We start from the raw sequence: 23,240 nt of genomic DNA on the forward strand, positions 1-23,240 counted from the left end.
CGCGCCGCTCGGAATGGCCGACAATGACGGCGCTGGCGCCGGCATCGGCCAGCATTTCGGCCGAAATATCGCCGGTATGGGCGCCCGAGGCTTTGGGGTGGCAATCCTGCGCACCGACCGCAAGGGTGCGTGATCCGCGTGCTTTTTCCGCCAGCGCCGAGATCAGCGTCGCCGGCGGACAAACCAAAAGATCGGCTTTGGCGGCGACTTTAGGCGCGCCAGCGAGCATGGCCTCGAATTCGGCCATGGAAGCCCTGAGACCGTTCATCTTCCAGTTCCCGGCAATCAGCGGCCGAATAGTGTCCGTCATGTGAGAATTCCTTCGCGCAGCGGCCGGTATGCGCTAGCAGAGCACGCCGGCGAGTTCCAGCCAGCGGCTTTACAGCCCCGAGACGTTAACCGCTCCGAATGACCTGGCCGGTCGCCCCTTGCCAAGGTTGCGACCGGGCGGCTGCCACTTTATGATGCTTTATCAACTCGGTGACCCCCGTTTGCGGAATTCGAAACGAATTCCCTCGGGCGCGATCCGGTTCCCTCCTGCAAACAAGTTGGACCCATGCTTCGAGGATTGCGGAAAGCCTCATCAAACTGGCTCGGCAAAACCATAATGGCCGTGGTGATGGGTGTGTTGATCATCAGCTTCGGCATTTGGGGCATCGCCGACATCTTCAGGGGCTTCGGACAATCGACGCTGGCCAAGATCGGCCACACCGACATTTCGGCCGAACAATTCCGCCAGCTCTACAGCGAGAAGCTGCAGCAGATCGGCCGACAGTTCGGCCGCCCGTTGACGACGGATCAGGCCCGCGCCTTCGGGCTCGACCGCCAACTGCTGCAGCAAACCATCGCCGAGGCCGCTCTCGATGAAGAAGCCCGGCGGCTGGGGCTCGGACAGTCCGACGCTGAAACCATGCGCATGATCTTTAACGATCCCAATTTCAAGGGCGTCAACGGCGTATTCGATCCGGGCCGCTTCCAGGCCATGATCCGGCAATTCGGGTATAGCGAGCGGCGTTATGTCGCCGACCAGCGGCGGGTGTCGCTGCGACGCCAGATCGCCGGCACGATTTCGGCGGGTCTGCAGCCGCCGAACACCCTGATCGATGCGCTCAGCCGCTTTCAGAACGAGGCGCGTTCGATCGAGTACATCAAACTCGACGCCGCACAGGCCGGGACGATCGACCCGCCGTCGCCGGAGACGCTGGCCGGCTATTTCGACGATCACAAGACCCTGTTTCGCGCACCCGAATATCGCAAGATATCATTTGTCGTGGTCAACCCCGAGGAAGTCGGCAAATGGACCGCGGTCTCCGACGAGGATGCCAAGAAACTGTTCGAGCTGCGCCGCGACAAACTGGGAACGCCGGAGCGGCGCGAGGTGTCGCAGATCATTCTCCCGAACGCTGAGGAGGCGCTGGCGGCGCGCAATCGCATCGGCTCCGGGTTGTCGTTCGACGACCTCGCCAAGGAACGCGGCCTGACCCCCTCCGACGTCGACCTCGGCATGATCGCAAAATCCGAAATCATCGATCCCGCGGTTGCGGGCGCGGCCTTTTCGCTGCCGTCGGGCGATGTGAGCCAGCCGGTGCAGGGCAAGTTCGGCGTCGCCCTGGTCAAGATCGGCAAGATCGAGCCCGGAGTCGAACCGACCTATGAAAGCGTCGCTTCCAATCTGAAGAAGGAAATCGCGGCCGACCGCGCCCGCGCATCGGTTTCCGATCTGCGCGATAAAATGGAAGACGAGCGCGGCGGTGGTGCAAGCGTGGTCGAGGCCGCGCAGAAACTGGGGCTCACGCCCGTCACCATCGATGCCGTCGACCGTTCCGGCCGTCTTCCCGGCGGCCAGCTGGTCACCAACGTCCCCCCTGGCCTCGATGTGGTCTCGCAGGCCTTTACCAGCGATGTCGGCGTCGACAACGACCCGATCCAGTTCAACGGCGGCTATGTCTGGTACGACGTTCTCGGCATCACCCCGTCGCGGGAACGCCCGCTCGACGAGGTCAAGGACCAGGTCGAGGCGCGATGGCGCGACGACCAGATCACCAGCCGGCTGCGCACCAAGGCGACCGAGATGGTTCAAAAACTCGACCAGGGCGGCAGTCTCGCGGACGATGCGGCTGGTGCCGGCTTGAAAGTCGAGGCCGCTTCCGCCTTCAGGCGCGACGGCTCGCCCCCCGGGGTGCCCGCCAGCGTGATCGCGGCGGCGTTTCGCACCGCCAAGGATGGCGCCGGACAGGTGGCGGGCGCGGCCGCCGGCGAGTGGATCGTGTTCCGCGTGACCGACATAACCGTGCCGCCGGTCGACGTTGCCTCTGATGAAATGAAGAAATTGAAGGAAACCCTGTTGCGCGGATTGACCGATGAACAGGTCGGGCAATACGTCACCAAGCTTGAATCCGATATCGGCGTCAGCATCAATGAGGCCGTCTTCGCGCAGGTGACGGGCGCGAACAACAACTGAGCATTCCGATGGACGACCTCAAATCTATCATCGGAAAGGTCGCCACCGGCGCCACCCTGTCGCGCGACGAGGCGGCATCCGCCTTCGACAGCATGATGTCCGGCGAGGCCACGCCCTCGCAGATGGGCGGATTGATAATGGCATTGCGGGTGCGCGGCGAAACCGTCGATGAGATCACCGGCGCGGTATCGGCGATGCGCGCCAAGATGCTGCGCGTCACGGCGCCGGCCGAGGCGGTCGACGTGGTCGGCACCGGCGGCGACGGCTCCGGTTCGGTCAACGTATCGACCTGCGCCTCGTTCATCGTCGCAGGCGCCGGCGTGCCCGTTGCCAAGCACGGCAACCGCGCGCTGTCGTCACGCTCCGGCGCTGCCGACGTGCTGGCTTCGCTCGGGGTCAAGATCGACATCACGCCCGAACATGTCGGCCGCTGCATCGCCGAGACCGGCATCGGCTTCATGTTCGCGCCCTCGCATCATCCGGCGATGAAGAACGTCGGTCCGACCCGGGTCGAACTGGCCACCCGCACCATCTTCAATCTGCTGGGACCGCTGTCCAATCCGGCCGGCGTCAAAAAGCAGATGGTCGGAGTATTCTCCCGGCAATGGGTACAGCCGCTGGCGCAGGTGCTGAAGAACCTCGGCGCCGAAAGCGTCTGGGTGGTGCATGGCTCCGACGGGCTCGATGAAATCACGCTGACCGGCCCGACCTTCGTCGCAGCGCTCGAGAACGGCAATATCCGTACCTTCGAGGTGACGCCCGAGGAAGCCGGCCTGGCGCGGGTCGGCGGCGAGGCGCTCAAGGGCGGCGATGCCGACGCCAACGCGATTGCGCTGCAAAGCGTGCTTGACGGGATGCCGAGCCCGTTCCGGGATGTTGCGCTGCTCAACGCCGCTGCGGCGTTGATGGTGGCCGGAAAGGCCCGGGATTTGAAGGAAGGCGTGGCGCTCGGAATCAAATCGCTCGACAGCCGCGCCGCCGCGTCGCGGCTCAAGCACCTGGTCGCGGTTTCCAACGATCGGCGAGCCTAGAGTGTCCGACATCCTGACCAGGATCGAGGCTTACAAGCGGCAGGAAATCGCCGCCGCCAAACGCACCCATCCACTGGCGGGCCTCGACGCGCTGGCGAAGGCCGCGCCCCCGCCCCGCGGCTTCGTTCGCGCCATCCGCGAAAAGCTCGCACGCGGCGAATATGCGCTGATTGCCGAGGTGAAGAAGGCGTCTCCCTCGAGGGGTCTCATTCGCGCCGACTTCGATCCGCCCGCGCTTGCCAGGGCTTACGAAGCGGGCGGTGCCGCATGCCTCTCGGTGCTGACGGACACGCCGTCGTTTCAGGGCCATCTCGATTTCATGGTTGCGGCGCGCGCCGCCACGGCGCTGCCGGTGCTGCGCAAGGATTTCATCTACGACACCTATCAGGTGGTCGAAGCCCGCGCCCATGGCGCCGACTGCATCCTGATCATCATGGCGGCACTCGACGATGCCGCGGCGAGCGACATCGAGGACGCGGCCCTTGCGCATGGCATGGACGTCCTGATCGAGATCCATGAGCGCGCCGAACTCGACCGGGCGCTGAAACTTCGTTCGCCGATGATCGGCGTCAACAATCGCAATCTGCGCACCTTCGAGACCACGCTTGCGACCAGCGAGGCGCTGGCGCCGCTGATCCCGAACGACCGCCTGACGATCGGTGAAAGCGGCATCTTCCAGCCCGCCGATCTCGCACGGCTGGCGCGCGTGGGCATGTCGACATTCCTGGTCGGCGAAAGCCTGATGCGGCAGGCCGACGTGACCGCGGCGACCTGCGCGCTGCTCGCGCGAGGCGACGGTTCCCGCGCCACCGGGACGCGCTGATTCATGGCGCGCAAATCTTCCAGCGATAATTCCGCCCTCAGCCACATCGACGCCAAAGGCGAGGCGCGGATGGTGGACGTTTCCGCCAAACCCGCAACCGAACGCATCGCGGTGGCCGAGGGCCGGGTCGTCATGAAACGGGCGACGCTCGATCTGATCGTTTCGGGCAATGCCAAAAAGGGTGACGTACTGGGCACCGCGCGCGTCGCCGGCATCATGGCAGCGAAGCGCACGCCGGATCTGATACCGCTGTGCCATCCGCTGGCGCTGTCGAAAGTGACGCTCGACATCACAACCGACAAAAAGCTGCCGGGCTGCGTCGTCCGCGCCACCGTAAAGGTCACCGGCCCGACCGGCGTCGAGATGGAAGCGCTGACCGCGGTGTCGGTTGCATGTCTGGCGATCTACGACATGGTCAAGGCGACCGAGCGCGGCGTTCGCATTGAAGGTATTCATCTGGTCGAGAAAAAAGGCGGCAAGTCCGGGCACTATCGCGCCGGGGATTGAGCTTTCGCCGTCACGGCAGCCGCGCACGCCGTAACGCCGGCGACCAACGACGAAAAGGCGACCGTGCGAGGTCGCCTTCTATTTGATCGTCCGGGGGAAGCGGCTATTGCAGCGAATTGTTGATCGCCGTGAATTTGGTGTTGAGCTTGGTGCCGAGCCCGTTCACCACGGCAATGATTGCGAGTGAAATGCCCGCCGCGATCAATCCGTATTCTATCGCCGTGGCGCCGGATTCATCGGCGATAAAGTCCTTCAGTAGATTTTTCATCTTGGCTCTCTATCGAGTCCGAAAAAACAGATACCGGCGCCCGCTGCGCGTAAAATCGATGACCGATGTATTCTTATTGCCAGAAGGTAAAGGCTTAATTGCGCCGATTGCCGAAACTCGCGGCTGCCTCGGTTGGTCGCACCCTCGGATGCGGTCCAATCCGATGGAACCCGAAACAATGGAACCCGGAACAGTCGACCAAAATTCCGGCGGATGGATTTGGCAGTGCGCCAAATGGCGCTTGCCGTGGAGTTCCCAGACCGGAACCCGCCGTTTAGTTTGGTTAATTGCGTGGGTGGGACGATGGTGTGAGCGACTACGACTTTCGTCTGGATCGCATTCAAGAACACGCTTGCCGCTGGTCAAACGCAAATCGGGGCGGTCAGAGACCGCCCCGATTGAATTCAGTTCCCGTCAATCGCAGCCTCAGTTCGGAACCACCGCTTTGGCCGACACCGGAGCGTCGGCGTTGACGGTGACGCCGCGCAAGAGATTGTAGGCGGCGTTGAGCGCCTTGTCGTTCTTCTCGTCCGGCGGAACGTAAGCCTGCGAGCCGGTCTGCTCGACGCCTTCGGCGGAGAGATGACCGCGCATCGACGCCTCGCCCTTGGTATCGACGCGGCCCTTCAGTTCATCCGGCACGTCCTGCAGCACCTCGATGTCGGGCGTGATGCCCTTGGCCTGGATCGAGTGGCCGGACGGCGTGAAATAACGCGCGGTGGTGAGCGCCAGCGCACCGTTGCTGGGGCCGAGCGGGATGATGGTCTGCACCGAGCCTTTGCCGAACGAGCGGGTCCCGATCAGGGTCGCGCGCTTGTGATCGTGCAGCGCGCCGGCAACGATCTCGGACGCCGATGCCGATCCGCCGTTGATTAGGACGACCAGCGGCTTGCCCTTGATGAGATCGCCGGAGTGCGCCGTGAACCGTTGGGTCTCCTCGGCGGTGCGGCCCCGGGTCGAAACCACTTCGCCCCGCGTCATGAACGTACCCGATACCGAAACCGCCTGATCGAGCAATCCGCCGGGATTGTTGCGGAGGTCGACGACGTAGCCGGCCAGCTTGTCCTGCGGGACTTGCCTGGTGACGTCGCCGATCGCTTTCCGTAGTTCATCGGTGGTCTGGGCGTTGAATTGGCTGATCCGGATGTAGCCGATGTCGCCGCCGTCGACGTGGTCGCGAACCGCCCGCACGCGAATGACTTCGCGCGTAATCGAAACGTCGATCGGCTTCTCGGCGCCCTTGCGTACGATCTGCAGCTTGGTCTTGGTGTTGATCGGCCCTTTCATCTTGTTCACGGCCTGCTCCAAGGTGAGCCCCTGGACTGCGTCGTCGTCGATCTGGGTGATGAGATCGCCCGACAGGATGCCGGCCTTCGCGGCCGGCGTATCGTCGATCGGCGCGACCACCTTGACCAGGCCGTCTTCCATCGTGACCTCGATGCCGAGCCCACCGAACTCGCCGCTGGTGGTCTCCTGCATGTCGCGCCAGGACTTATCGTTCATGTAGCGCGAGTGCGGATCGAGTGCGGTGAGCATGCCGTTGATCGACGCCTCGATCAGCTTGCCGTCGTCGGGCTTTTCGACGTAGTCGGTCCTTACCCGCTCGAACACGTCGCCGAACAGGTTGAGCTGCGAATAGGTGTCGGAGTTGACGGCAGCCCTGGCCGCCGCGACCAGCGCGCCCCCGGGCTGGGTAACGAGTAGGGTTGCGCACACGCCTGCCGCCGCGCCGAGGAGAAAGAGGGAGTTCTTGCGCATTGTTGCGAACCTTTTCGCTTTCAGTTGTTGCCCATCACGGGTCGGGGGTTCTGCTCGTTACCGGACTCGATCGCCACTCACACCAGCTTTTTGGTATCATCAAGGCCGTTTTGCCAGGTCGAGGGCCGGGTGCCGAAACCCCGCTTGGCCCGGGTTCCCAGCCAATAGCCGAATTGCGGGGGTACGTTACGGAACGGCCCCTCGATGCCCAATTTAAGGGCTGCATCCATCGGCCAGTTCGGATTGTTGAGGATCTCGCGGCCGACCGCAATCAGGTCGGCTTGCCCCTGCTCCAGGATCTGCTCGGCCTGGTCGCCGTGAATGATCAGGCCGACCGCCATGGTCATGATGTCGGCGTGGCGGCGGACATATTCGGACAACGGCACCTGGTAGCTGTATTTGATCTCCTTGCCCAGAATCGGCGCGAGGTCGGTGATGCCGCCGGACGAGCAGTCGATGACATCGACGCCCTTGCGCTTGAGGATTTTCGCAAGCCGCGCGCTCTGCTCGGGGCCCCACCCCGAATTGTCTTCCACCGACAGCCGCACGAACAGCGGCTTGTTGTCGGGCCAATGCGCACGCACCGCTTCGGTGATCTCGGTGATGAAACGCATCCGGTTTGTTTCCGAGCCGCCATACTCGTCGGTGCGCCGGTTGGATCGTTCGGACAGGAACTGGTGCACGAGATAGCCGTGCGCGCCGTGCAGTTCCAGCACGTCGAAGCCGGCTTCATGGGCGCGACGCGCCGCATGGCCCCAGGCCTGCACGATGTCTTTTACCTCGCCGCGCTCCAGCGCCTTCGGCACCGGCCATTTCTCGCTGTGGGCAATCGCACTCGGCGCCACCGGCGTCCAGGCCTCCCAGTCGTCGATCTCGGGCGTTCGCTGCAGCGGCCCATCGCCCTCCCATGGACGGTTGGCGCGCGCCTTGCGGCCGGAATGACCGAGCTGGATTCCGGCGACGGCATTTTGCTGCTTGATGAACTTGACCAGCCGCCCCAGCGGCTCGACGAAGGCGTCGTCCCAAATGCCGAGGTCGCCGAGCGTGCCGCAGCCGCGCCGCTCGACCTTGGTGGATTCGACAACGACCAGACCCGCGCCGCCGGCGGCGAATTTTCCGGCATTCATCAGGTGCCAGTCGGTCGGAAACCCCTTCACCGCGGAATACTGATGCATCGGGGGCACGACGATGCGGTTGCGCAATTCGACGTCACGGATAGCCAGCGGTGAAAACAGCAACATCCCGGACATCTGTCATTCCTGACTGGGCGCAGTCGCCACGATATACGCGCGCGAAGGCGGTCGGCAAAGCCGAAATCCCGCGCTTTTGATGTCTAATTTGTAACAGATGGGGCAAAACCGGCCGGAATCGGCGCCGCGGGCGGGCGGGACTTGCGGCGCGAGAATGCGCTTCGCGCTCTTGCCCGGCCGCCAGCGACCGGATTCGCGCGTGGCGCCCGCCGTTGCCCTCGCCTTCCGATTTTCGTACACCCCGCGCGATGTCCCCGCCCCCGCTCGTTCCCGGCTCGGCCGACGCGCTGCTGTTCGATCTCGGCCGCGTCGTGCTCGACATCGATTTCAACAGGACGCTGCAGCGCTGGGCCGCTGATGCCGGCTGCGCGCCGGGGCATCTGGCGGCGCGATTTCCGCGCGACGAGATATATCGGCGCCACGAGACGGGGCGGATCGGCGATGCCGAATTCTTTGCCGGCTTGCGCACCGCGCTCGGCGTCGGCCTGTCGGACGCGCAGTTTCTCGAAGGCTGGAACGCGATCTTCATCGGCGAGATGCCCGGCATCGCAGCTCAGCTTGCGCGCGCCGCCGGGCGCGTGCCGCTTTATGCCTTCTCCAACACCAATCCGGCCCATGCCGAACATCTCACTAAAACCTATGCCCGCGTGCTCGGCCACTTCCGTGAAATCTTCCTGTCGCGATCGGGCTTCGAAAACCGGACGCGGCGGCCTATGATCACGTCGCCTGATGTTCTCGTCCGTGAACGAACGTCAAATAATCCCATTATTTCAGATACTTGGATGACATCGCGGCGATCTGCTTTCGTTCCTCCGGGGTTATGTCCGCACGGTGTCCGCAAACGCATACCCGGATCATGGAAACCCGCTACCGGCGGGCCTTCCGGCTTCGGCTGGACCAAGGTTTGCAGTGACCGCCACGGACCCCAGCGCGCCGGGCCAGAACGGCCCGTTCATCGCGTCGAATCCACCGAGCCGGTAGATCGGTGCCCGGTGTTACCAAGGGCGCTGGACGGGCTTGCCAGTGGGCCGGGTTGCGGTGTTCTGTCGTGGCCATCACTGAAGTCCGCAGCATGCCTGATCGGCGCGGCCAGCGTGCCAGAGATGAGACGCGCCGTTCAACTCGGCGCAATCCGTAAAATCAAAATAGTCGTTTTGCTGGAGAACAGTGTAACTCGACATATGCTTGTGATTTATACGGAAGCAAGGATTTCCTTTTGGCGTTTTCAGCCAGTGTGGTCCAAGAAGCGGTCACTACACCGGTGAGGCGGTCAAGAGTTCCATAGACGACAAGCGAGGCGCTCGGCTCATCGAAACTTATGCTTGTTTCTTCGGTTCTTAAGATGTGAAAGGTGCCGACTGGTGTTTCAAAGCGGGTGTTTTCAATGTCTAGAGTGGCGGCGGCTGGTCCTACTGTGCTCCTCGCCGTCGTTGATGCGTAATTATAGAAAGTGCCTTCACAGATTAATGATACCGGCTCAGCGAAAGCACTCCCGTTAGCGAACAGAAGTGTCATTGCCGCTGTAAACAGAGCCTTGGTCATGATCCGCCCCTTTATCCCTGCGCACATCAACGATAATGCCCACGTTTCTCGGTCACTGTGCCGGGGTGCGGTCGCAGCTTGCGACCGTTCTTTTTTTCGACCTTAGCCAAGAAAAAAGAAAGGTGCCCAAAACAGTGATAATGGGCACGTTTATTCAGCTGGGCCAACGATCCAGAAGACGACGCCACCAATGACGAGCTGCCCGCTTTGGCCTTTGAAGTCGTTCGACGGCGTCCACGGTGAATAATTGTCGGGATACCTCGCACAATTTGTGATGGGCGAGATTCACGATTGCAGCGTGCCTAACAAGTTGCGGCACAGAAAAGGGTTGAGTGCGGCAGCTAAAGTCGTCGGTCCTGCGTTGATATTTGGTGCTGTTGATGGTCATCATTTTGGTTGATGGGTCGTAATCTTGCAGCGCGCCGTGCATCAATAGATTTCGATCTTCGGCGAGCGTTTTTAGTCCCGTAGCGCAGTCAATGACGGTTTCGGTGTATTGGCTCAGGGCTGGGTGCTTATTGAAATACCGCTTGAGCATTTTGATTTTAGCGTCGAACGTACCCGGATGGTTCTCGTCGTATAGGTCGATCAACTCATCGGAATGCTGCTCTCTGTTGATTTGGATCAGCATGGCATCAATATGCTGTTCCATTCTTGCCCAAGATACCGCTGTGTGCCCAATGACGGCTAGCGCCTCACTGGCTTCGGTGGGATTATCGACAGGACCACCCAAAAACCTAATTCTGTGTTCCTCCGCAACCTCAACCCAGTAATCATCCGACATGGCGCGCGATCCGAAATTGGGAGAGTACAGCGAAAAAGAAACGAAAGCTCGGTTTGAGGCCGCGCTTAAAGGACGAGGAAAATTGCAAAAGCGCGGACCATGATCTTCACCAGCTGTCGTCGCCGACTTCGCGGGCGATGCGGCGAATGCTGGCGCGCTGGGCCGAGATGTAAGCGCCGCCGAGATGCTCCCACCATGGGAAGCCCAATGTGTGCGCGGCCAAGACGATGGCACCCAAGCCGACCCTGACGTAGCTGTAGAAATCGACGGTCTCGATCCCGGCGTGAATTTGTTCACGCGTGTGCCAGTCGTCGGCGAGCGACGCCAGATCACCGGCCCAGACACCGCCATTGCGTTGCTGGATTGGTTTGAGCTGTTGCATGAAAAGGTGCGCGATCTGGAACTGGTCGAACGGCACGCAATTGAAGTTTTCCGGATCTTGCGCGAACCCGATCTCGTAGCAGCCGGGCACATTGGGTGACATCACCCGGATGGTGTTGTCTGCTTGCATCCGCCCGGTGAGGCGCAAATTCGGTGCCGCGATGAAGAATTTGAGACGAGAGAATTCGTTACTTGCGGTGAGCGCACCGCTGCTGTAAGCCCGCATCGCTGCAGCTCCATTGATGACCAAGCACTGACTAAAAGCATTTCTGCTCCGGCTCGCGCTGACCACGCGGGCCGGATTTATTTTAGCACGAAGTCGTGGATGCAGCCTAACGCTGTGAGTTGTTGCCGGTGCCACGACACGTCGGGCAAATTACCCAACAGGCAAAGCTATCGCGCAGCGCGTCCGGGACCGCCCCGAGCGACGCACTTTATGACTTTGTCGATGAACATAGGTTGTTGCGCATCTCGAACAGCGCAATCGTTGTGTGCTGTTCCGCCCCAATCGCCATATACGTACACTTGTCGGCAGTTGGGGCCCTTCAATTCGGCTCGCACCGCAGAGCGGCATTTACTTTCAATAGATGATTGCGGAGTGAGGACCTCAACGTCCAGTGGCCCTGCGACCAAAGGGCCGTTGAGGATAACGACCGCAAAGACGAATACCGCTAGCCCAAGAAAGCACATAGATTTCATTCCTGCCTCCTCTTTGTGCTAACGAACAAGTCAAACTCCCTAACAATAGCTCGGAAACTATACCAAATCCCGATGCGGGGCATCCCCAAACTGGGCACGTGCGGCCCGGTCTGGCTGGTGTTGGTGCCCGCCACGCGATGGGAGGCACCGCTGCGAGCTGTCGACTGTTGTCGTCGGTCACTGTCGACTTGTCCGCTTCCGGAATGAATACAGAAAGGACCGGAAGAGAAAAGTTGCTCGCCGCGCCCGAAAGGAGTTACAGAGCCACGGGCTGTCGGTGATGTTTCCGGACTCTTGCCGACTTGTCCGCCAGCCGTCGAATACGTTGAGGCCCGGCTGGGTCACCCAAAGGCCGACGCGATGAACATCCAAACGCGTTGCCTTCGGATCATCCGGGACCAGTCTCGCGTGGATAGTTCAACCACCACGACATCGTGCCCGAACTGATGATGATGGCCCGCTATTCCGCATCCGTCGGCGGCGTTTGAAGCACAGGTGCCACCGTTACCACCGTGCAATCAAACCCACTCAAATCATCCGGCACATCGCCGAACTTTCTGATCACTTATCATCAAGAAGCTTTGGATTCTTTTCAATGTATTCGCGCGCGAAACGAATTGAACGTGCATAGCCAATTCCGGTGCTGATGTATTGGTCCAGAGTTTGAACAATAGCTTTCGTTGATTGGAGCGGGTCTACACCCATGATCTGCACGCTGCCTTGACTGGACGTTCGGTCTATATAGGCACTCAATTCGCTTAGACCTTGGGATATGCCGCCTTCGCGATTGCTAACAACACCGATTGCATGGCCATCTGCATTCAGCAGCGCACCTCCTGAATTACCTTTATTGATCGCTGCTTGAATGAAAATTACGTCGCCTGCCGAATCCGATCCTGAGATCATTCCCCTGTGGGTGACCATGCCCGGCGTCGCAAGAGGATATCCAGAGAACACTACGGTATCACCGACTTCCTGTTTCTCGCCAACTGCGGCTAGAGTTAGCTTAGAGAACGATTTCGTGGGCTTATTCCCAAGCTTGATTATAGCGAAGTCGCCGAAAAGTGGACTGGGGTCGGCTTGCGTCGGAACGGTTATAACGGTTCCGTTAATTGTTTCACCTGATGGCAGTAACACTCGCAAGTCAGAGAAGATCGTCCAATTGACCGTGTTGTTGCCTTTGCCGTCTGGCACAGACGAAATTTTTGCTACAACGTGAAAGCAAGTAACCACATACTGGTCACCAATAAAAAATCCACTGCCGCTCGAATTTCCAGCTTGGCTAATGATCTTAACGCCGGATTCTCGCGACAATTGAATTAATTTCGCTTCATCACCCATCGCTGTTCCAATCTGGCAGAGCATCAGCACAAAAACGATTTTCATAATGCGCATGATCATAGGGCTCTCACAACGCACTCAAATCATCCGGGACATCGCCGAACTTTCGCAACACAGTCGCATCGCGGAAATCGCCGGTAGCGGGATCACCAGTGCGGCTGAATGCAACTGCGCCTGTATGGCCCAATACTTTCCAAAGACCTTGCGCGCGGTCTATAGCGGCTGCTGGGCTTAGGCATTCAATGGGTTCGCCAACAACGACGCTGCCGTCAGCGACATCGAACGGCAATGCCACGAAATATGTAATTCCGGCCATGGCTCACCTACTCAATCATACCAATCCTTGCGGTCACGCGGCAGTTCAAACTTGCCACGCGCATAGCCGTGAGAGACGGTGGCTTGTAGCTCTCTCACTTGCGCTTCCAAAAATTCATTGGTCACGATCAGCGCCTTCACAGCATCGCGAGCGACACCGCCGCAGGCCGCGATGGCTTGCTCGGTTGCGGCTTCAAGCCGTTCGGCGTCGGCCTGTGGATTAGGAGCGACGCTTTGGGGCATAGGCGGTTCCGGCATTGACTAGACGTCAGGAATAATGTTCTCTTTTTGTTCCTAAGTCAATTGGGGTGAATCAGATTCGAAAAATGGCCTCAAAAACATTTCGCTCGGCTGACCGGGACTGTCGGGTCAAAACCGGCCCTCGCGGCCCTAAAATGGGACTTCCGCTTTCCCCCCGATTACGGTCATCGAACGATCCGGTAGGCCTTGGCTCGCTTCCGGCGCGGTGCCGACGCCGCTTTCGGCCTATGCCGATGCAGCGCTCGCATCATTCCGATCCGGGCGAGCATCGTTGGCCCGTCATGTTCCGCGACCAGTATCAGCGCCTGCATCGCGGCTTGCCATTCATCGGCATCGTGTTCTGCCTTGGGCAGCTTGGTGATGTAGAGCGCGGCGTCGCGAAGCGTGACTAGCTTGCGCCCGTTCGGCAGCTCGATTGGATCGAAAAATTGTTGATGCCAAGACACGACTTTTGCAACTCTATGTCGTGAAACCGCCAAGCTCTCTGGCATGGGCGTGCAAGTCGCTAATCAAATTTTCAAGGTCGTTTCGCTTTAAAGTCAGTGTTATCGTTTCAGGCCAAGGTTCTCCGGTAATTCTGCTAAGGCGCGTTCGCACTTCGGGCGGTGACGGCGACTGCTTAATTATTTCGCCGCGCAAAAACTTGGCCCATCTCGTGAGTGTCGGGATCGCATTTTTCGCCCGCTTGTTCAAAGCTCTCGCCGTTTGAGGGTGGACGTGGACCATTCCGCTGCTCCGTTTCAAGATTGGACTAGTCTTCTTGCTTTGCGTCGCCCAACAGCGTGTTCCTGATGACGGCCTTCATCCGCGTGGCCGTTCCAACCAGATCGTTTAGGTGTCCCACCGCACGGTTTCAGCCAAGTCATCAGACCTATGACGGAAATTATATTACGTCTCTTTGTCTCGCAGCCCCCAAGCGAGGACTGCCGCGAAGATTGCGGCCGTTCCGCCGACAATCATCACTGGTCCCACAAGGAACAGTTGCAACAACGATCCCGCCACCAAACGCTAAAGCTAATGTGCGCCAGAGAAATCCGCCGTCTGTCCAAGCGCCTTTAATGATGGCCCAGACACCGCCGAACAGGATGAAAGCACAGAGAGCTGTGAGCATGTTCCAACCGCAGTTGTAACCACAGCTACTCCCACCGTGCCCGCCACGGGCATGTGCTGACATGTCCAACAATGCCCCTATGTCCGGCATTTTCTTGCCCCTTTGCTCCCCATCCTAGCTTGACTACCCGACGTTGCAAGTCAGGCAGGTGAATGCCTGATCGTCCGAGTGCCCAGCGTCAGCCTTGCGCCAAGCACAGCCAGATATTTGTAGAGCGGGCCAAGGCCAGTCATCATGGATCACGGCGTGTACGCGTCTTGCCAGTGTACCTGTTGACGACTCTGAACAAGGCGATGATCGCGGCCAGATTGGTCGTTATGGAATATAAGTTGGCGAAGTTACACTTGGCGACCCCAGCCGCTAGGCGTAGTGTTCAAGGGGGCGGTTCGTGATCGCCCCCTTACTCGGACATAACCTAGTGCGCTTAGCCTATCTGGATGAGGCTGGCATAAGCCAAGGAGAACCAGTTCTTGCCGTCGCGGGGGTGCTCGTGCACGGCGATGCTCAATCCATAGAGGTAGAAAAAAAACTTAATGCGGTTAAGGAGAAGCACATTCCTCAAGCCGACCGGGATAATGTTTTTTTTCATGCGACCGATATTTATCACGGCAGCGGATATTTTGACCGCCGAAAGCCAGAGTGGTCTGACAAAAAAACCCGTTGGAAAGTTCTCACTGATCTCGCGGGCATTATCGATTCCATGAATTTGCCCGTCGTGGCCGGAGGATATCAAAAGGATCTATTTGGGCTTGGCGTAGTCTCTAACGCAATGTTTGCTGAGATGATAACTGAGCCCGCCATGAAAAGGCGGATAATTCACGGGGCGGCCGCAATAGATTGCATACTTTGGACAGATAGGTGGCTCGCAAAGTTCGCGCCGGACGAAAATGCGATGATTATTGCGGAGGATAATGATTATATCAAAAAGGTACTCAAATTTGTCGTTCGCATTCTGCGTAGCCCATCACAGATGGTGGCGAACGGTATTCCGCATTCGGAAGTCAGCGCTCTTGGGCTGCCATTAAAGAGAATTACAGACACCCCGCATTTTGCGGCAAAGGAGGATGCGCCCGCGCTTCAATTAGCTGATTTAGTTGCATTTACAATCGGTAGGGGCGCAAAGAAAAAGCCGGTGCCCAATGATTGTTCTGATCTTGTCGTAAGACAATTGAATTGGATCACTACTTTCGGGAAGGCCGGGATTTCAACGGAGCAATCTTCTTGAAAGCGCGGTCCAGCGCCTTCGGATCGTCGGCCCCAACCTCTTTGGCGGTGTCGATGAAGCGTTTCGACTGTTCCGGATCGTCGGGCTTCGGTTTAGGTTTGTTAGCCATCGCAATCATATCTTGGCTTTGCAATCGGAGCAGTCATACGTTCGGTTCGTCCCGAGCGCTTGGCTCGCCGCATTGGTCGGATGCTTGGCGAGAAAGGACTTCTTGCCGCGAGCGAAACAATTAGCGCAAAGCTGATGCGTAGCTTCGCCGTTGCTCATTTCCGGCTTCAGAAAATAAGCAACGCCGGTCCCAAATGGCTTCAACTCGTAGCGTTGCTTCTCACGTTCCCATGTTTCAAAGCTAGTCACCTTTGCTTCAAGGTCGCGTACGCGCTCGGCCAAATCCGCTTGCGCCGCTTGTGCAGTGAGGATTTTTTCTTGCAGTTCTATGACCGCCGCGTTGCGACGGGCAGCGTTGTCGATGTCCTTCAGTCCCTTCGCAATATCGAAGGCGGACTTCAAGGCGCTCAAACCACTGATAGCTTCCGCAACCATTTCACTCGCCCCTAGTTTGTTGCGAGCGCCTTGACCATAGAATCCGAACATGCGATGAAATTCGCACAAATGATTCTGCTTCGCGAAATGGCGCTCAAACCCTTCGCGAATCGAAACGGCCCGGAGAACCACCTCCGGGCCGAATCATTTTCTAGCAGACCTTTTAGTGATTCGCTCGAATTGAAATTCGAGTTGGAACGGGGCTTTAGGCTTCCGCTTCGCTATGGGTTGTTTGGTACGTGAGCCGCTTGCCGCGAGCCGAACGGACCGCAATCGCGGTGCGCTGTTCGTCATTGATACCGAGCTTGGCGCGGGTGTTCTGGCGGAAATCGAACTCCGCCAGATATCCGGCGATACTCGCCGAAGGCGAACTCGGACATGGACCCTAGCCCGGAGGCAGGCCGCCGTGCTTTGATACGGTGGGCTGAAATGACCGACCTAAGGGGCATTGTTTGACCGGCGAGCGTGTAGAACGACGACTGGCAGCGGTGCTGGCGGCAGATGTCGCCGGTTATAGCCGCCTCATGGGCAACGACGAGGAGGGCACGCTGGCCCGACTCAAGGCGGTCAGAAAGGCCCTTGTCGATCCCACCATCGCCGGACATCGCGGGCGGATCGTCAAGACCACGGGCGACGGCATGTTGGTCGAGTTTGCCAGTGCCGTTGATGCGGTGCGCTGTGCCGTTGAAGTCCAAGGCGGCATGGCGGAACAGAATACGCCTGTACCGCAGGGCCAAAGGATCGAGTTCCGCATCGGCATCCACGTCGGGGACATCATCATCGACGACAACGATATTTTCGGCGACGGCGTCAACGTTGCCGCGCGCGTCGAAAACGCGTGCGAGCCGGGCGGAGTTTGCGTTTCCGGCAACGCCTTTGAGCAGATCAGAGGCAAGACCAACTTCGCGTTCGACGATTTAGGCGAGAAGAAACTAAAGAATATTGAACGGCCTGTGCGGCTTTACGCCGTGCGAAGTGCGACTTCGGCTGCGACAACGACGACAGCAACTATTTCGACGACGCCGTCCGACAATAGCAAGTTTCTACCGCTGCCTGACAAGCCGTCCATCGCTGTCTTGCCGTTTCAGAACATGTCGGGCGACCCGGAGCAGGAATACTTTGCGGATGGAATGGTCGAGGACATTATTACGGCGCTATCCCGTTTCAAGGCGCTGTTTGTCATCGCGCGCAATTCGAGTTTCACTTACAAGGGCAACGCAGTCGATATCAAGCAAGCCGGACGAGAGCTGGGCGTCCGCTATGTGCTGGAAGGCAGTGTCAGAAAGGCTGGCGGCAAGCTCCGTATCACCGGCCAGCTCATCGAGGCCGCTACCGGCGCACATCTATGGGCTGATCGGTTTGACGGACCTCTAGATGACATCTTTGAGCTGCAGGATAAGGTCACATCTAGCGTGGTCGGGGCAATCGCGCCGCGCCTTGAAAAGGCGGAAATGGACCGGTCGCAACGTAAACCGACCGAAAGCCTTGACGCGATTGACCTCTACTACCGCGCTATCCAATCTTTTCGGCGCTCGACCCGCCAAGGAACTGAAGATGCTTTGCGACTTGCCCGGGAAGTGATTTCGCTCGATCCCAACTTTTCAGCGGCGTATGGCCTGACCTTGGAATGTTTAGTTAAGCAGACAGTCAGCGGTTGGAAAACAATTGAAGAGGCTGCCGCCGAAGGCAAGCAATATGCCTTGCGCGCACTCGAAGTGGGAGCGGATGACGCGTATGCGCTTGCGCGGGCAGCATTCTTTTTCGGGAACTCTTTAAAGGACGGCGGAACTGCCAATGTGATTGCGGAACAGGCAATTGCCGTAAACCCCAATCTCTCCGAAGCTTGGCGAACGCGCGGCTGGATGAGCAGTTACGTCGGTCAGCACGAGCCTGCCATCGAGCAATTCAACTACGCGATGCGGCTTAATCCCCTCGATCCCCACACTTTTCAAGTGGAGTGCGGACTGGCGTTTGCCAATTTCTTTCTGCGTCGTTTCGAGATTGCCTTATCGTGGGCTACCAAGTCGCTGGCCCGCCAAAACAGCTACGGTCCGGGGCTCAGGGCCGCCATGGCGTGTTACGCCATGCTGGATCGTATTGCGGATGCTCAGATGATGCTGGCCCGTCTGCGCGAAACCGGCGATGATCTGACGATTTCTCGATTTAAGGTAAGGATGCCATACCAGCGGCGGGAAGATTACGATCTCTTGATTGAAGCCTTTCGTCTGGCTGGTGTGCCCGAATGAGATAACCGCGCTGTCTCGCTGCCATCCGTCGCCGACCTTGCATGTCGCTTCTTGGCACAAAGCGGACATCGCAACTGCACTGCGCAATGTCCGCTTTCAAGAGCGAAGCAGACATGATCGCTGCCCCGATCTGGCCAACTTAGTCTGCTCGGCGCGCCTACAACGCGATGATGCCGCGCCTGCGGTCGTCGGCAGCTCTGGCTACCCTGTCGCGGTCGCGGGCTTGCTGTTGTTGCAGTTCGGCTTCAAGCCGCGTGGCTTCAGCACGCTTGCGCTCTTCTTCTTCCTCCTTCACCCGCCGTAAGTCCGCACCGGGATGCGGACGGACTCCTCCCGTCAGCGCGGCATAATCGATATGGCGATATGGCGGCCAAATGAGTTTGTTTCTGTCATTCCAGTCCGGCAGTTTGATTTCCGTGATTTGAATGACGTGGGGGTTAAAGCCGTCGAGACCGCGCGCCGTCAGTTCGACGGCGCGAAGGACGCAGCCATCGCCGTTGGCTTCTCTGGCGTGCCAAGGTTTTGTTGACGACACCTTCGAGACTTCGGCGTCGATCTTTTCGATCTCTTGCAGCAGCGGTATCAGCTCCTCCGTGATCGTCTGGTAGACCGCCTTCAGTCTGGCCGCCGCATCATTGACCTTGGGCTTCAGCGCGTCGTGTTTTATGCGCCATCTGACATAGTCCTCGTGGTTGCCGACCTTGATGAAGCGTTCGCGCAGACGCGGCAACAGATTGCGCAAGCGGTCCGCCTTGAACTCGGTGTCCTCCATAATCTGTCGCGCTTTGGCCGCATCAGGCGATTGCAGCGGATCGAGCGCCGTTGCCTTGGCAATCTTTGCATCGTTGTCGGCGACGGAGATGGCGGCCGTGGTCTTCTCGAACAGCGTGTGGAGATCGTTGGCACTGATCGTGTCGTCTGTCAGCGCATCGACGATGCGCTGTTCGAACGTCGGTTCGACTGTTGCCGTTTTGGTTGCTGATGTCATTTTACTTCCTCCGCCAAGCGTTTTCGACGTAGCGTCGATAATCACTATATGCAGCTTCGCGACTGTCGTTGACAGGCATGGCGTCGGAACGATTGCCGCTGCCGTCTGATGGTTCGCAAGCTGGTGATCGCCAGCTCGCGGAAAGCTCATTTTTGACGTCGTCGTACATTTCGGCGCGCATCACGTTTTGCGTCGCCTGCTTGGCGTGTTCGACACTGCGCTTGTCGTATGACAGGAAGCGCGCACCGGGGCGACGCAGCAGCATCGGATCGGATCGACCTTGGCTGTCGACGATGGTGGTGCGCGTCGGCTGGCTGTCGTACCGGGTGTTGTCGCCGAACGCACCGACCGAGATCGAGCGAGCCGCGTCACGTGCCATCATACTCGTTCGCAAAATCTCACCGTCGCGAATGATGTCGCCTTCATCGTCGTCGAGATATCGAACTTTGGGCATTGTCGTCTCCTTCGGTTGTCGTGTTGTCAGTTGTAGCGATCATATCCTCGTTGTGGTCGTCGAAGTATCGTTGCTGCTTGGCCATCGTGTTCTCCTTTTAGAGTCGAACCAGTCCGCCCGAGTATATAAACGCCGACAGTCTGCGCGCTCGCCATGCTCGCGCGCCATCGGGGTCGTCGTCGTCGTCACCATCGCCCATCGCGCGAAGGTTGTAGCTGCCGTAACGGAACAGTGAGATGCTTACGGCTCCGGCAACTGCGTTGATGATGTCGTCGAATCCGTTCGGCGGGTGATCGATGCTGTCCCTGCCGCCGCGCGCGGTGCGGCGTTCGAGTGCGCACAGTTGCGCAATCATCTTGGGGTGATCGATTAAATGGACTCGCGCCGACAGGATCAGGGGTAATAGATCTGTGTAGAGGTCGGATTTCGGCTTGGCGCTTTGCTCGCATCTAATTCCGAAGCGGCCAAATTGTTCGACCGGCCACGCGCCCGCATATTTGTCGCTGAAGATGGTGCCGATGCGGTAGCTTTGAAATAATTTGGCGTACTCCTCGCAGACCTGCTCTGGCGAAAACGGGACCTTAGTTTCTCGGATCGCGTCGATGGTCACCGTCTGCTCGCCGTAGTTCATGTGGGCGACACAGGCGGTGAAGCTGTCGACCGCCGCACCACTGGGGTCGACGAAGCCGTAGTACGTGGTCTTGTCGTTGGGCGGGCGCTCGAACACGCCAGCATCGACACAGGATTCGGCGGCTTCGATTGAGACGTAGGGCTGCAGGTCGGTGCGGAAGATCGCCAGATATTCTGCGGCGTTGCGAGCCGGATCTTTTTCCAGCAGGCGATCAATCTCGGACTGTTCGATGGTCGGGTTGAAGTCGCGCGTGGTGCCTTGGCAGACCAGCACCGATGGCGACCCATTGGGACCGAAGTGTTTCTTATAGACGTCCCACAGCACGCCGCGCTTGGCGTACGGTGAACTAGCCATGATCAACATGCCATGGGTTGTCAGCAAGCCGGGCGTAACGCTGGCAATGATCTCGGTGTCGATATTGACGCGGCCCTCTTCAGTGAACCAGAACGCGACTTCGTCGGCGATCACCGCGATGTAGGTTGGGCCACGCAGCTTGCGGAAGCTTGCCGGTCTCACTTCGATACGGATGTTGCCCTTTAATTCGATGGTGTCGCTGGTGCGGTTGAGCACGAGCTGGCTCAGGATTGGCGATGCGGCGAAGTTCGCTTCGCAGTAGTCCAGCAATTGTTTGGCAACGCGCTGATCCTGCGCAAGGCACAGCAACACGCCAGTTTCACCGGGCACCAGCACGTCGCGATAGTCGACAAGGCCAGCCAAATATGTTGCACATGCGGCCATCCCCTGCGTTTTAGAACCGCGTCGCCCGATCACTTCCACCAGTTCACTGACGCGCTGCAGCGGTTCATGCGCGCGACCAGTCAACTTGGTGAAGAGCGGGCGCTCATCATCAGTGAGTTCTTCACCCATAGATGCGATCAGGATGGTGCGCGTCGCCTTGAAGCTCTCGCCAGCGAGCACGTGACCCATCAACGATGGATCGTTCAACGCTTCACGCAATGAGACACGCGGTTTCATTCCGCAGCCTCCTGCTGTCGCGTCTCACGTTGCGCGGCGACGTGTTCGAGATACTGATCGACACTCGGTACCGGCGTGACATCACGCAGGTTCTTCTGCAGGCCGAGCGATTCAGCGATGCGTCGATAGTGACCGGCAATTTTTGAGTAGGTGTCTATGTCGACTTTTTCGCCAAGCGACAGCTGACCTTCGAGACGTTCAAGTTCACATCGCAGTGTCGCTGCAGTCGCAATCAATCCAAGTTGAAATTCACTCAGCGAATTCGGATCGAGATCGTTCGCGTACAGAATTTTGAGATCGCGCCAGCGTCTGGCCCATGCGCTCTTGCCCGAGCCATCGACGAACATGCGCTTGCCGTTGGTTACACCACTGCGCTGGCGTACCGTTGCCGGGATGAAAGCTGATCGTCTTTTGACCTTTTCCATCGTTTTTCCAGTTGCACAACTGCAGGGTGCATGGCGGCGTCCTGAGTGCCGGTCCGCCCAGAGTGCTGCGGACCTGATGCGGACACGCTAAGCGCCAAGATGCGTCAAAGTCAACGTTTTAAGGCGTAAATGGTTGTAGACCACGTGACTAACACTCACGTTTTGCCGGTTTTGGTTGTGGCTCGACGTTGAATCGATTGACGTTTTCAGGGGTGCAGCTTGGTGCTGCACGTGTTGGCGCTGCAGGTTTTCGGTTGTGGGGATTTTTGTGTGGTGGAAGGGTCGAAACTGGGAGGGAAATATCGGACCAACCGGGAAGCGGGTAGCAATGCTGCGGTGCGAAGGAACACCGGCTCAAATTCCTTAATAGTATATACATAAGGAATTTGAGCCGATGATCGGCTCCCGCAGGGTGAACACCGGTTCAAATCCCTTAAAGGGTTTTGGGGTCGCGGACCAAGGGACCAAGGCGCTCTTCGAGCCAGCGGCACGGGTCGGGGATGACGTTCAGGTCGAAATATCCGACCCGTGGCTTCATCTTCGGACCAATCAGCTGGTAGGTCACCGCCTCAAACCCCGGAAGGCTGGGGACGCCGTCTGCAGCGGTTCGTTTCGCCGCTGTCGGGTTTGGCCACAGCTCTGACCATATCTTCATCAGGTCGACCGGCGAGGTTAGCATCACGCCTTCGTCGACCGCCGTATCGATCAGCTTGGAAGGCGCGCCCCATATGGCGACTTCGTCGACGGCAATCGGCAGCACGGTATTGAAGACCAGTTCAATCGTCAGCGGCGTCTTGGCGGTTCGGTTGATGCCGCGCGCGCGCCCGATGGCCTGAATTAGTTCCGCTTCGCAGATCAGCCAACGCACGCTCTCGACAATATCGTCAGGATGCTGATCGCCGTAAACCCGCACTCCTGTTCCGTCGCGCAACCGGATTGTCCGTCGCGTTTGCGGGTACCACGTGAATTCACCATCGACCTGCGGCAGCAGGTCTGGCATCATTCCGCTGAGCGCTGCCCCGAGCGCTTCAGGCGCTCTCGGTCCCGGTTGCGTTCGACCGATCACCATCAACAGTCGCACATTGCGATATCGATCCACACCTGCGATATCGTTGAAGTGCCGCAGATGAATTTCCTTCGGCAATCGTTCTTGCAGCCACTCCTCAACTTCCTGCTGGCAGATCACCAGCGTCTCGGCCTTGTTGTGTTCGAGCCATCGCA

At 58.9% G+C, this 23,240-nt stretch carries 22 protein-coding genes and 3 pseudogenes; 8 read left to right on the forward strand and 17 right to left on the reverse strand.

The features are described from left to right. A partial coding sequence (locus E7813_RS15330; RefSeq protein WP_291575276.1) for a triose-phosphate isomerase occupies positions 1–310 on the reverse strand: 310 nt, incomplete at its 3' end. Positions 311–556: 246 nt separating this feature from the next. Here E7813_RS15330 and E7813_RS15335 point away from each other — a divergent pair. From E7813_RS15335 to moaC, 4 genes are read left to right on the forward strand one after another with little or no spacing between them, the layout of a single operon-like run. Then, on the forward strand, positions 557–2,461 hold the full coding sequence (locus tag E7813_RS15335; RefSeq protein ID WP_291575278.1) for a peptidylprolyl isomerase: 1,905 nt from the start codon (positions 557–559) through the stop codon (positions 2,459–2,461). Positions 2,462–2,469: 8 nt separating this feature from the next. Next, positions 2,470–3,492: an anthranilate phosphoribosyltransferase gene (gene trpD / locus E7813_RS15340; protein ID WP_291575279.1), complete on the forward strand. Its 1,023-nt coding sequence runs from the start codon at positions 2,470–2,472 to the stop codon at positions 3,490–3,492. 1 nt (position 3,493) lies between these two features. Beyond that, positions 3,494–4,315: an indole-3-glycerol phosphate synthase TrpC gene (trpC, locus tag E7813_RS15345; protein ID WP_291575281.1), complete on the forward strand. Its 822-nt coding sequence runs from the start codon at positions 3,494–3,496 to the stop codon at positions 4,313–4,315. Positions 4,316–4,318: 3 nt separating this feature from the next. Then, positions 4,319–4,822: a cyclic pyranopterin monophosphate synthase MoaC gene (moaC, locus tag E7813_RS15350; RefSeq protein WP_291575282.1), complete on the forward strand. Its 504-nt coding sequence runs from the start codon at positions 4,319–4,321 to the stop codon at positions 4,820–4,822. A 103-nt stretch (positions 4,823–4,925) separates the two neighbouring features. Here moaC and E7813_RS15355 read toward each other — a convergent pair whose 3' ends face one another. The 3 genes from E7813_RS15355 to E7813_RS15365 form a co-directional block, all read right to left on the reverse strand. Continuing rightward, positions 4,926–5,090, reverse strand: coding sequence for a Flp family type IVb pilin (locus E7813_RS15355; protein WP_291575284.1), 165 nt, complete (start codon positions 5,088–5,090; stop codon positions 4,926–4,928). Positions 5,091–5,516: 426 nt separating this feature from the next. Then, positions 5,517–6,848 carry a S41 family peptidase gene (locus E7813_RS15360; protein WP_291575286.1) on the reverse strand — a complete coding sequence of 444 codons (1,332 nt, stop codon included), beginning with the start codon at positions 6,846–6,848 and terminating at the stop codon, positions 5,517–5,519. 77 nt (positions 6,849–6,925) lie between these two features. Further along, entirely contained in the window at positions 6,926–8,098 is a 1,173-nt protein-coding gene (locus E7813_RS15365; RefSeq protein WP_291575287.1) for an NADH:flavin oxidoreductase/NADH oxidase, read from the reverse strand. A gap of 248 nt (positions 8,099–8,346) precedes the next feature. Here E7813_RS15365 and E7813_RS15370 point away from each other — a divergent pair. Next, a pseudogene (locus E7813_RS15370) lies at positions 8,347–8,822 on the forward strand (HAD family phosphatase); the annotation flags it as partial. A 416-nt stretch (positions 8,823–9,238) separates the two neighbouring features. On the opposite strand, the gene E7813_RS15375 reads toward E7813_RS15370, so the two are convergent. The 6 genes from E7813_RS15375 to E7813_RS15400 all read right to left on the reverse strand — a co-directional run bounded on the left by E7813_RS15375 (position 9,239) and on the right by E7813_RS15400 (position 13,403). After that, entirely contained in the window at positions 9,239–9,640 is a 402-nt protein-coding gene (locus tag E7813_RS15375; protein WP_291575288.1) for a hypothetical protein, read from the reverse strand. Positions 9,641–9,794: 154 nt separating this feature from the next. After that, positions 9,795–10,424, reverse strand: coding sequence for a hypothetical protein (locus E7813_RS15380; RefSeq protein WP_291575289.1), 630 nt, complete (start codon positions 10,422–10,424; stop codon positions 9,795–9,797). A gap of 106 nt (positions 10,425–10,530) precedes the next feature. Beyond that, positions 10,531–11,031, reverse strand: a complete 501-nt coding sequence (locus tag E7813_RS15385; RefSeq protein WP_291575290.1) for a hypothetical protein — start codon at positions 11,029–11,031, stop codon at positions 10,531–10,533. Positions 11,032–12,065: 1,034 nt separating this feature from the next. After that, positions 12,066–12,905: a serine protease gene (locus E7813_RS15390; protein ID WP_291575292.1), complete on the reverse strand. Its 840-nt coding sequence runs from the start codon at positions 12,903–12,905 to the stop codon at positions 12,066–12,068. A 7-nt stretch (positions 12,906–12,912) separates the two neighbouring features. After that, complete coding sequence (locus E7813_RS15395; RefSeq protein ID WP_291575293.1) at positions 12,913–13,161, reverse strand: hypothetical protein; 249 nt, start codon at positions 13,159–13,161, stop codon at positions 12,913–12,915. A gap of 11 nt (positions 13,162–13,172) precedes the next feature. After that, positions 13,173–13,403, reverse strand: coding sequence for a hypothetical protein (locus E7813_RS15400; protein WP_291575294.1), 231 nt, complete (start codon positions 13,401–13,403; stop codon positions 13,173–13,175). 245 nt (positions 13,404–13,648) lie between these two features. Here E7813_RS15400 and E7813_RS26175 point away from each other — a divergent pair, with 245 nt between their 5' ends. Together E7813_RS26175 and E7813_RS15410 are read left to right on the forward strand one after the other, a co-directional pair. Further along, a complete protein-coding gene (locus E7813_RS26175) occupies positions 13,649–13,813 on the forward strand; it encodes a hypothetical protein (RefSeq protein WP_363331180.1) in 165 nt (54 codons plus the stop codon). A 1,107-nt stretch (positions 13,814–14,920) separates the two neighbouring features. Beyond that, positions 14,921–15,757, forward strand: a complete 837-nt coding sequence (locus E7813_RS15410; RefSeq protein WP_291575297.1) for a DUF3800 domain-containing protein — start codon at positions 14,921–14,923, stop codon at positions 15,755–15,757. Positions 15,758–15,871: 114 nt separating this feature from the next. Here the strand turns inward: E7813_RS15410 and E7813_RS15415 are convergent, their stop codons facing one another. After that, a complete protein-coding gene (locus E7813_RS15415) occupies positions 15,872–16,351 on the reverse strand; it encodes a hypothetical protein (RefSeq protein ID WP_291575298.1) in 480 nt (159 codons plus the stop codon). A gap of 154 nt (positions 16,352–16,505) precedes the next feature. Next, a pseudogene (locus tag E7813_RS15420) lies at positions 16,506–16,646 on the reverse strand (IS1595 family transposase); the annotation flags it as partial. Positions 16,647–16,752: 106 nt separating this feature from the next. On the opposite strand from E7813_RS15420, the gene E7813_RS15425 reads away from it, so the two are divergent. Then, positions 16,753–18,546, forward strand: coding sequence for an adenylate/guanylate cyclase domain-containing protein (locus E7813_RS15425; protein WP_291575299.1), 1,794 nt, complete (start codon positions 16,753–16,755; stop codon positions 18,544–18,546). A gap of 157 nt (positions 18,547–18,703) precedes the next feature. Here the strand turns inward: E7813_RS15425 and E7813_RS15430 are convergent, their stop codons facing one another. From E7813_RS15430 to E7813_RS15450, 5 genes and pseudogenes are all read right to left on the reverse strand, one after another. After that, positions 18,704–19,534, reverse strand: coding sequence for a hypothetical protein (locus E7813_RS15430; protein ID WP_291575300.1), 831 nt, complete (start codon positions 19,532–19,534; stop codon positions 18,704–18,706). Between the two features lies 1 nt (position 19,535). After that, positions 19,536–19,988: a hypothetical protein gene (locus tag E7813_RS15435; RefSeq protein ID WP_291575301.1), complete on the reverse strand. Its 453-nt coding sequence runs from the start codon at positions 19,986–19,988 to the stop codon at positions 19,536–19,538. Between the two features lie 97 nt (positions 19,989–20,085). Next, positions 20,086–21,594: a hypothetical protein gene (locus E7813_RS15440; RefSeq protein ID WP_291575302.1), complete on the reverse strand. Its 1,509-nt coding sequence runs from the start codon at positions 21,592–21,594 to the stop codon at positions 20,086–20,088. Then, positions 21,591–22,019, reverse strand: a complete 429-nt coding sequence (locus E7813_RS15445) for a hypothetical protein (RefSeq protein ID WP_291575303.1) — start codon at positions 22,017–22,019, stop codon at positions 21,591–21,593. The genes E7813_RS15440 and E7813_RS15445 overlap by 4 nt, the downstream gene beginning before the upstream one ends. Before the next feature lie 433 nt (positions 22,020–22,452). After that, positions 22,453–23,240, reverse strand: a pseudogene (locus tag E7813_RS15450) (hypothetical protein); the annotation flags it as partial.

The sequence above is a fragment of the Bradyrhizobium sp. genome (genome assembly GCF_004799405.1).
Classification (GTDB): Bacteria; Pseudomonadota; Alphaproteobacteria; order Rhizobiales; family Xanthobacteraceae; genus Bradyrhizobium.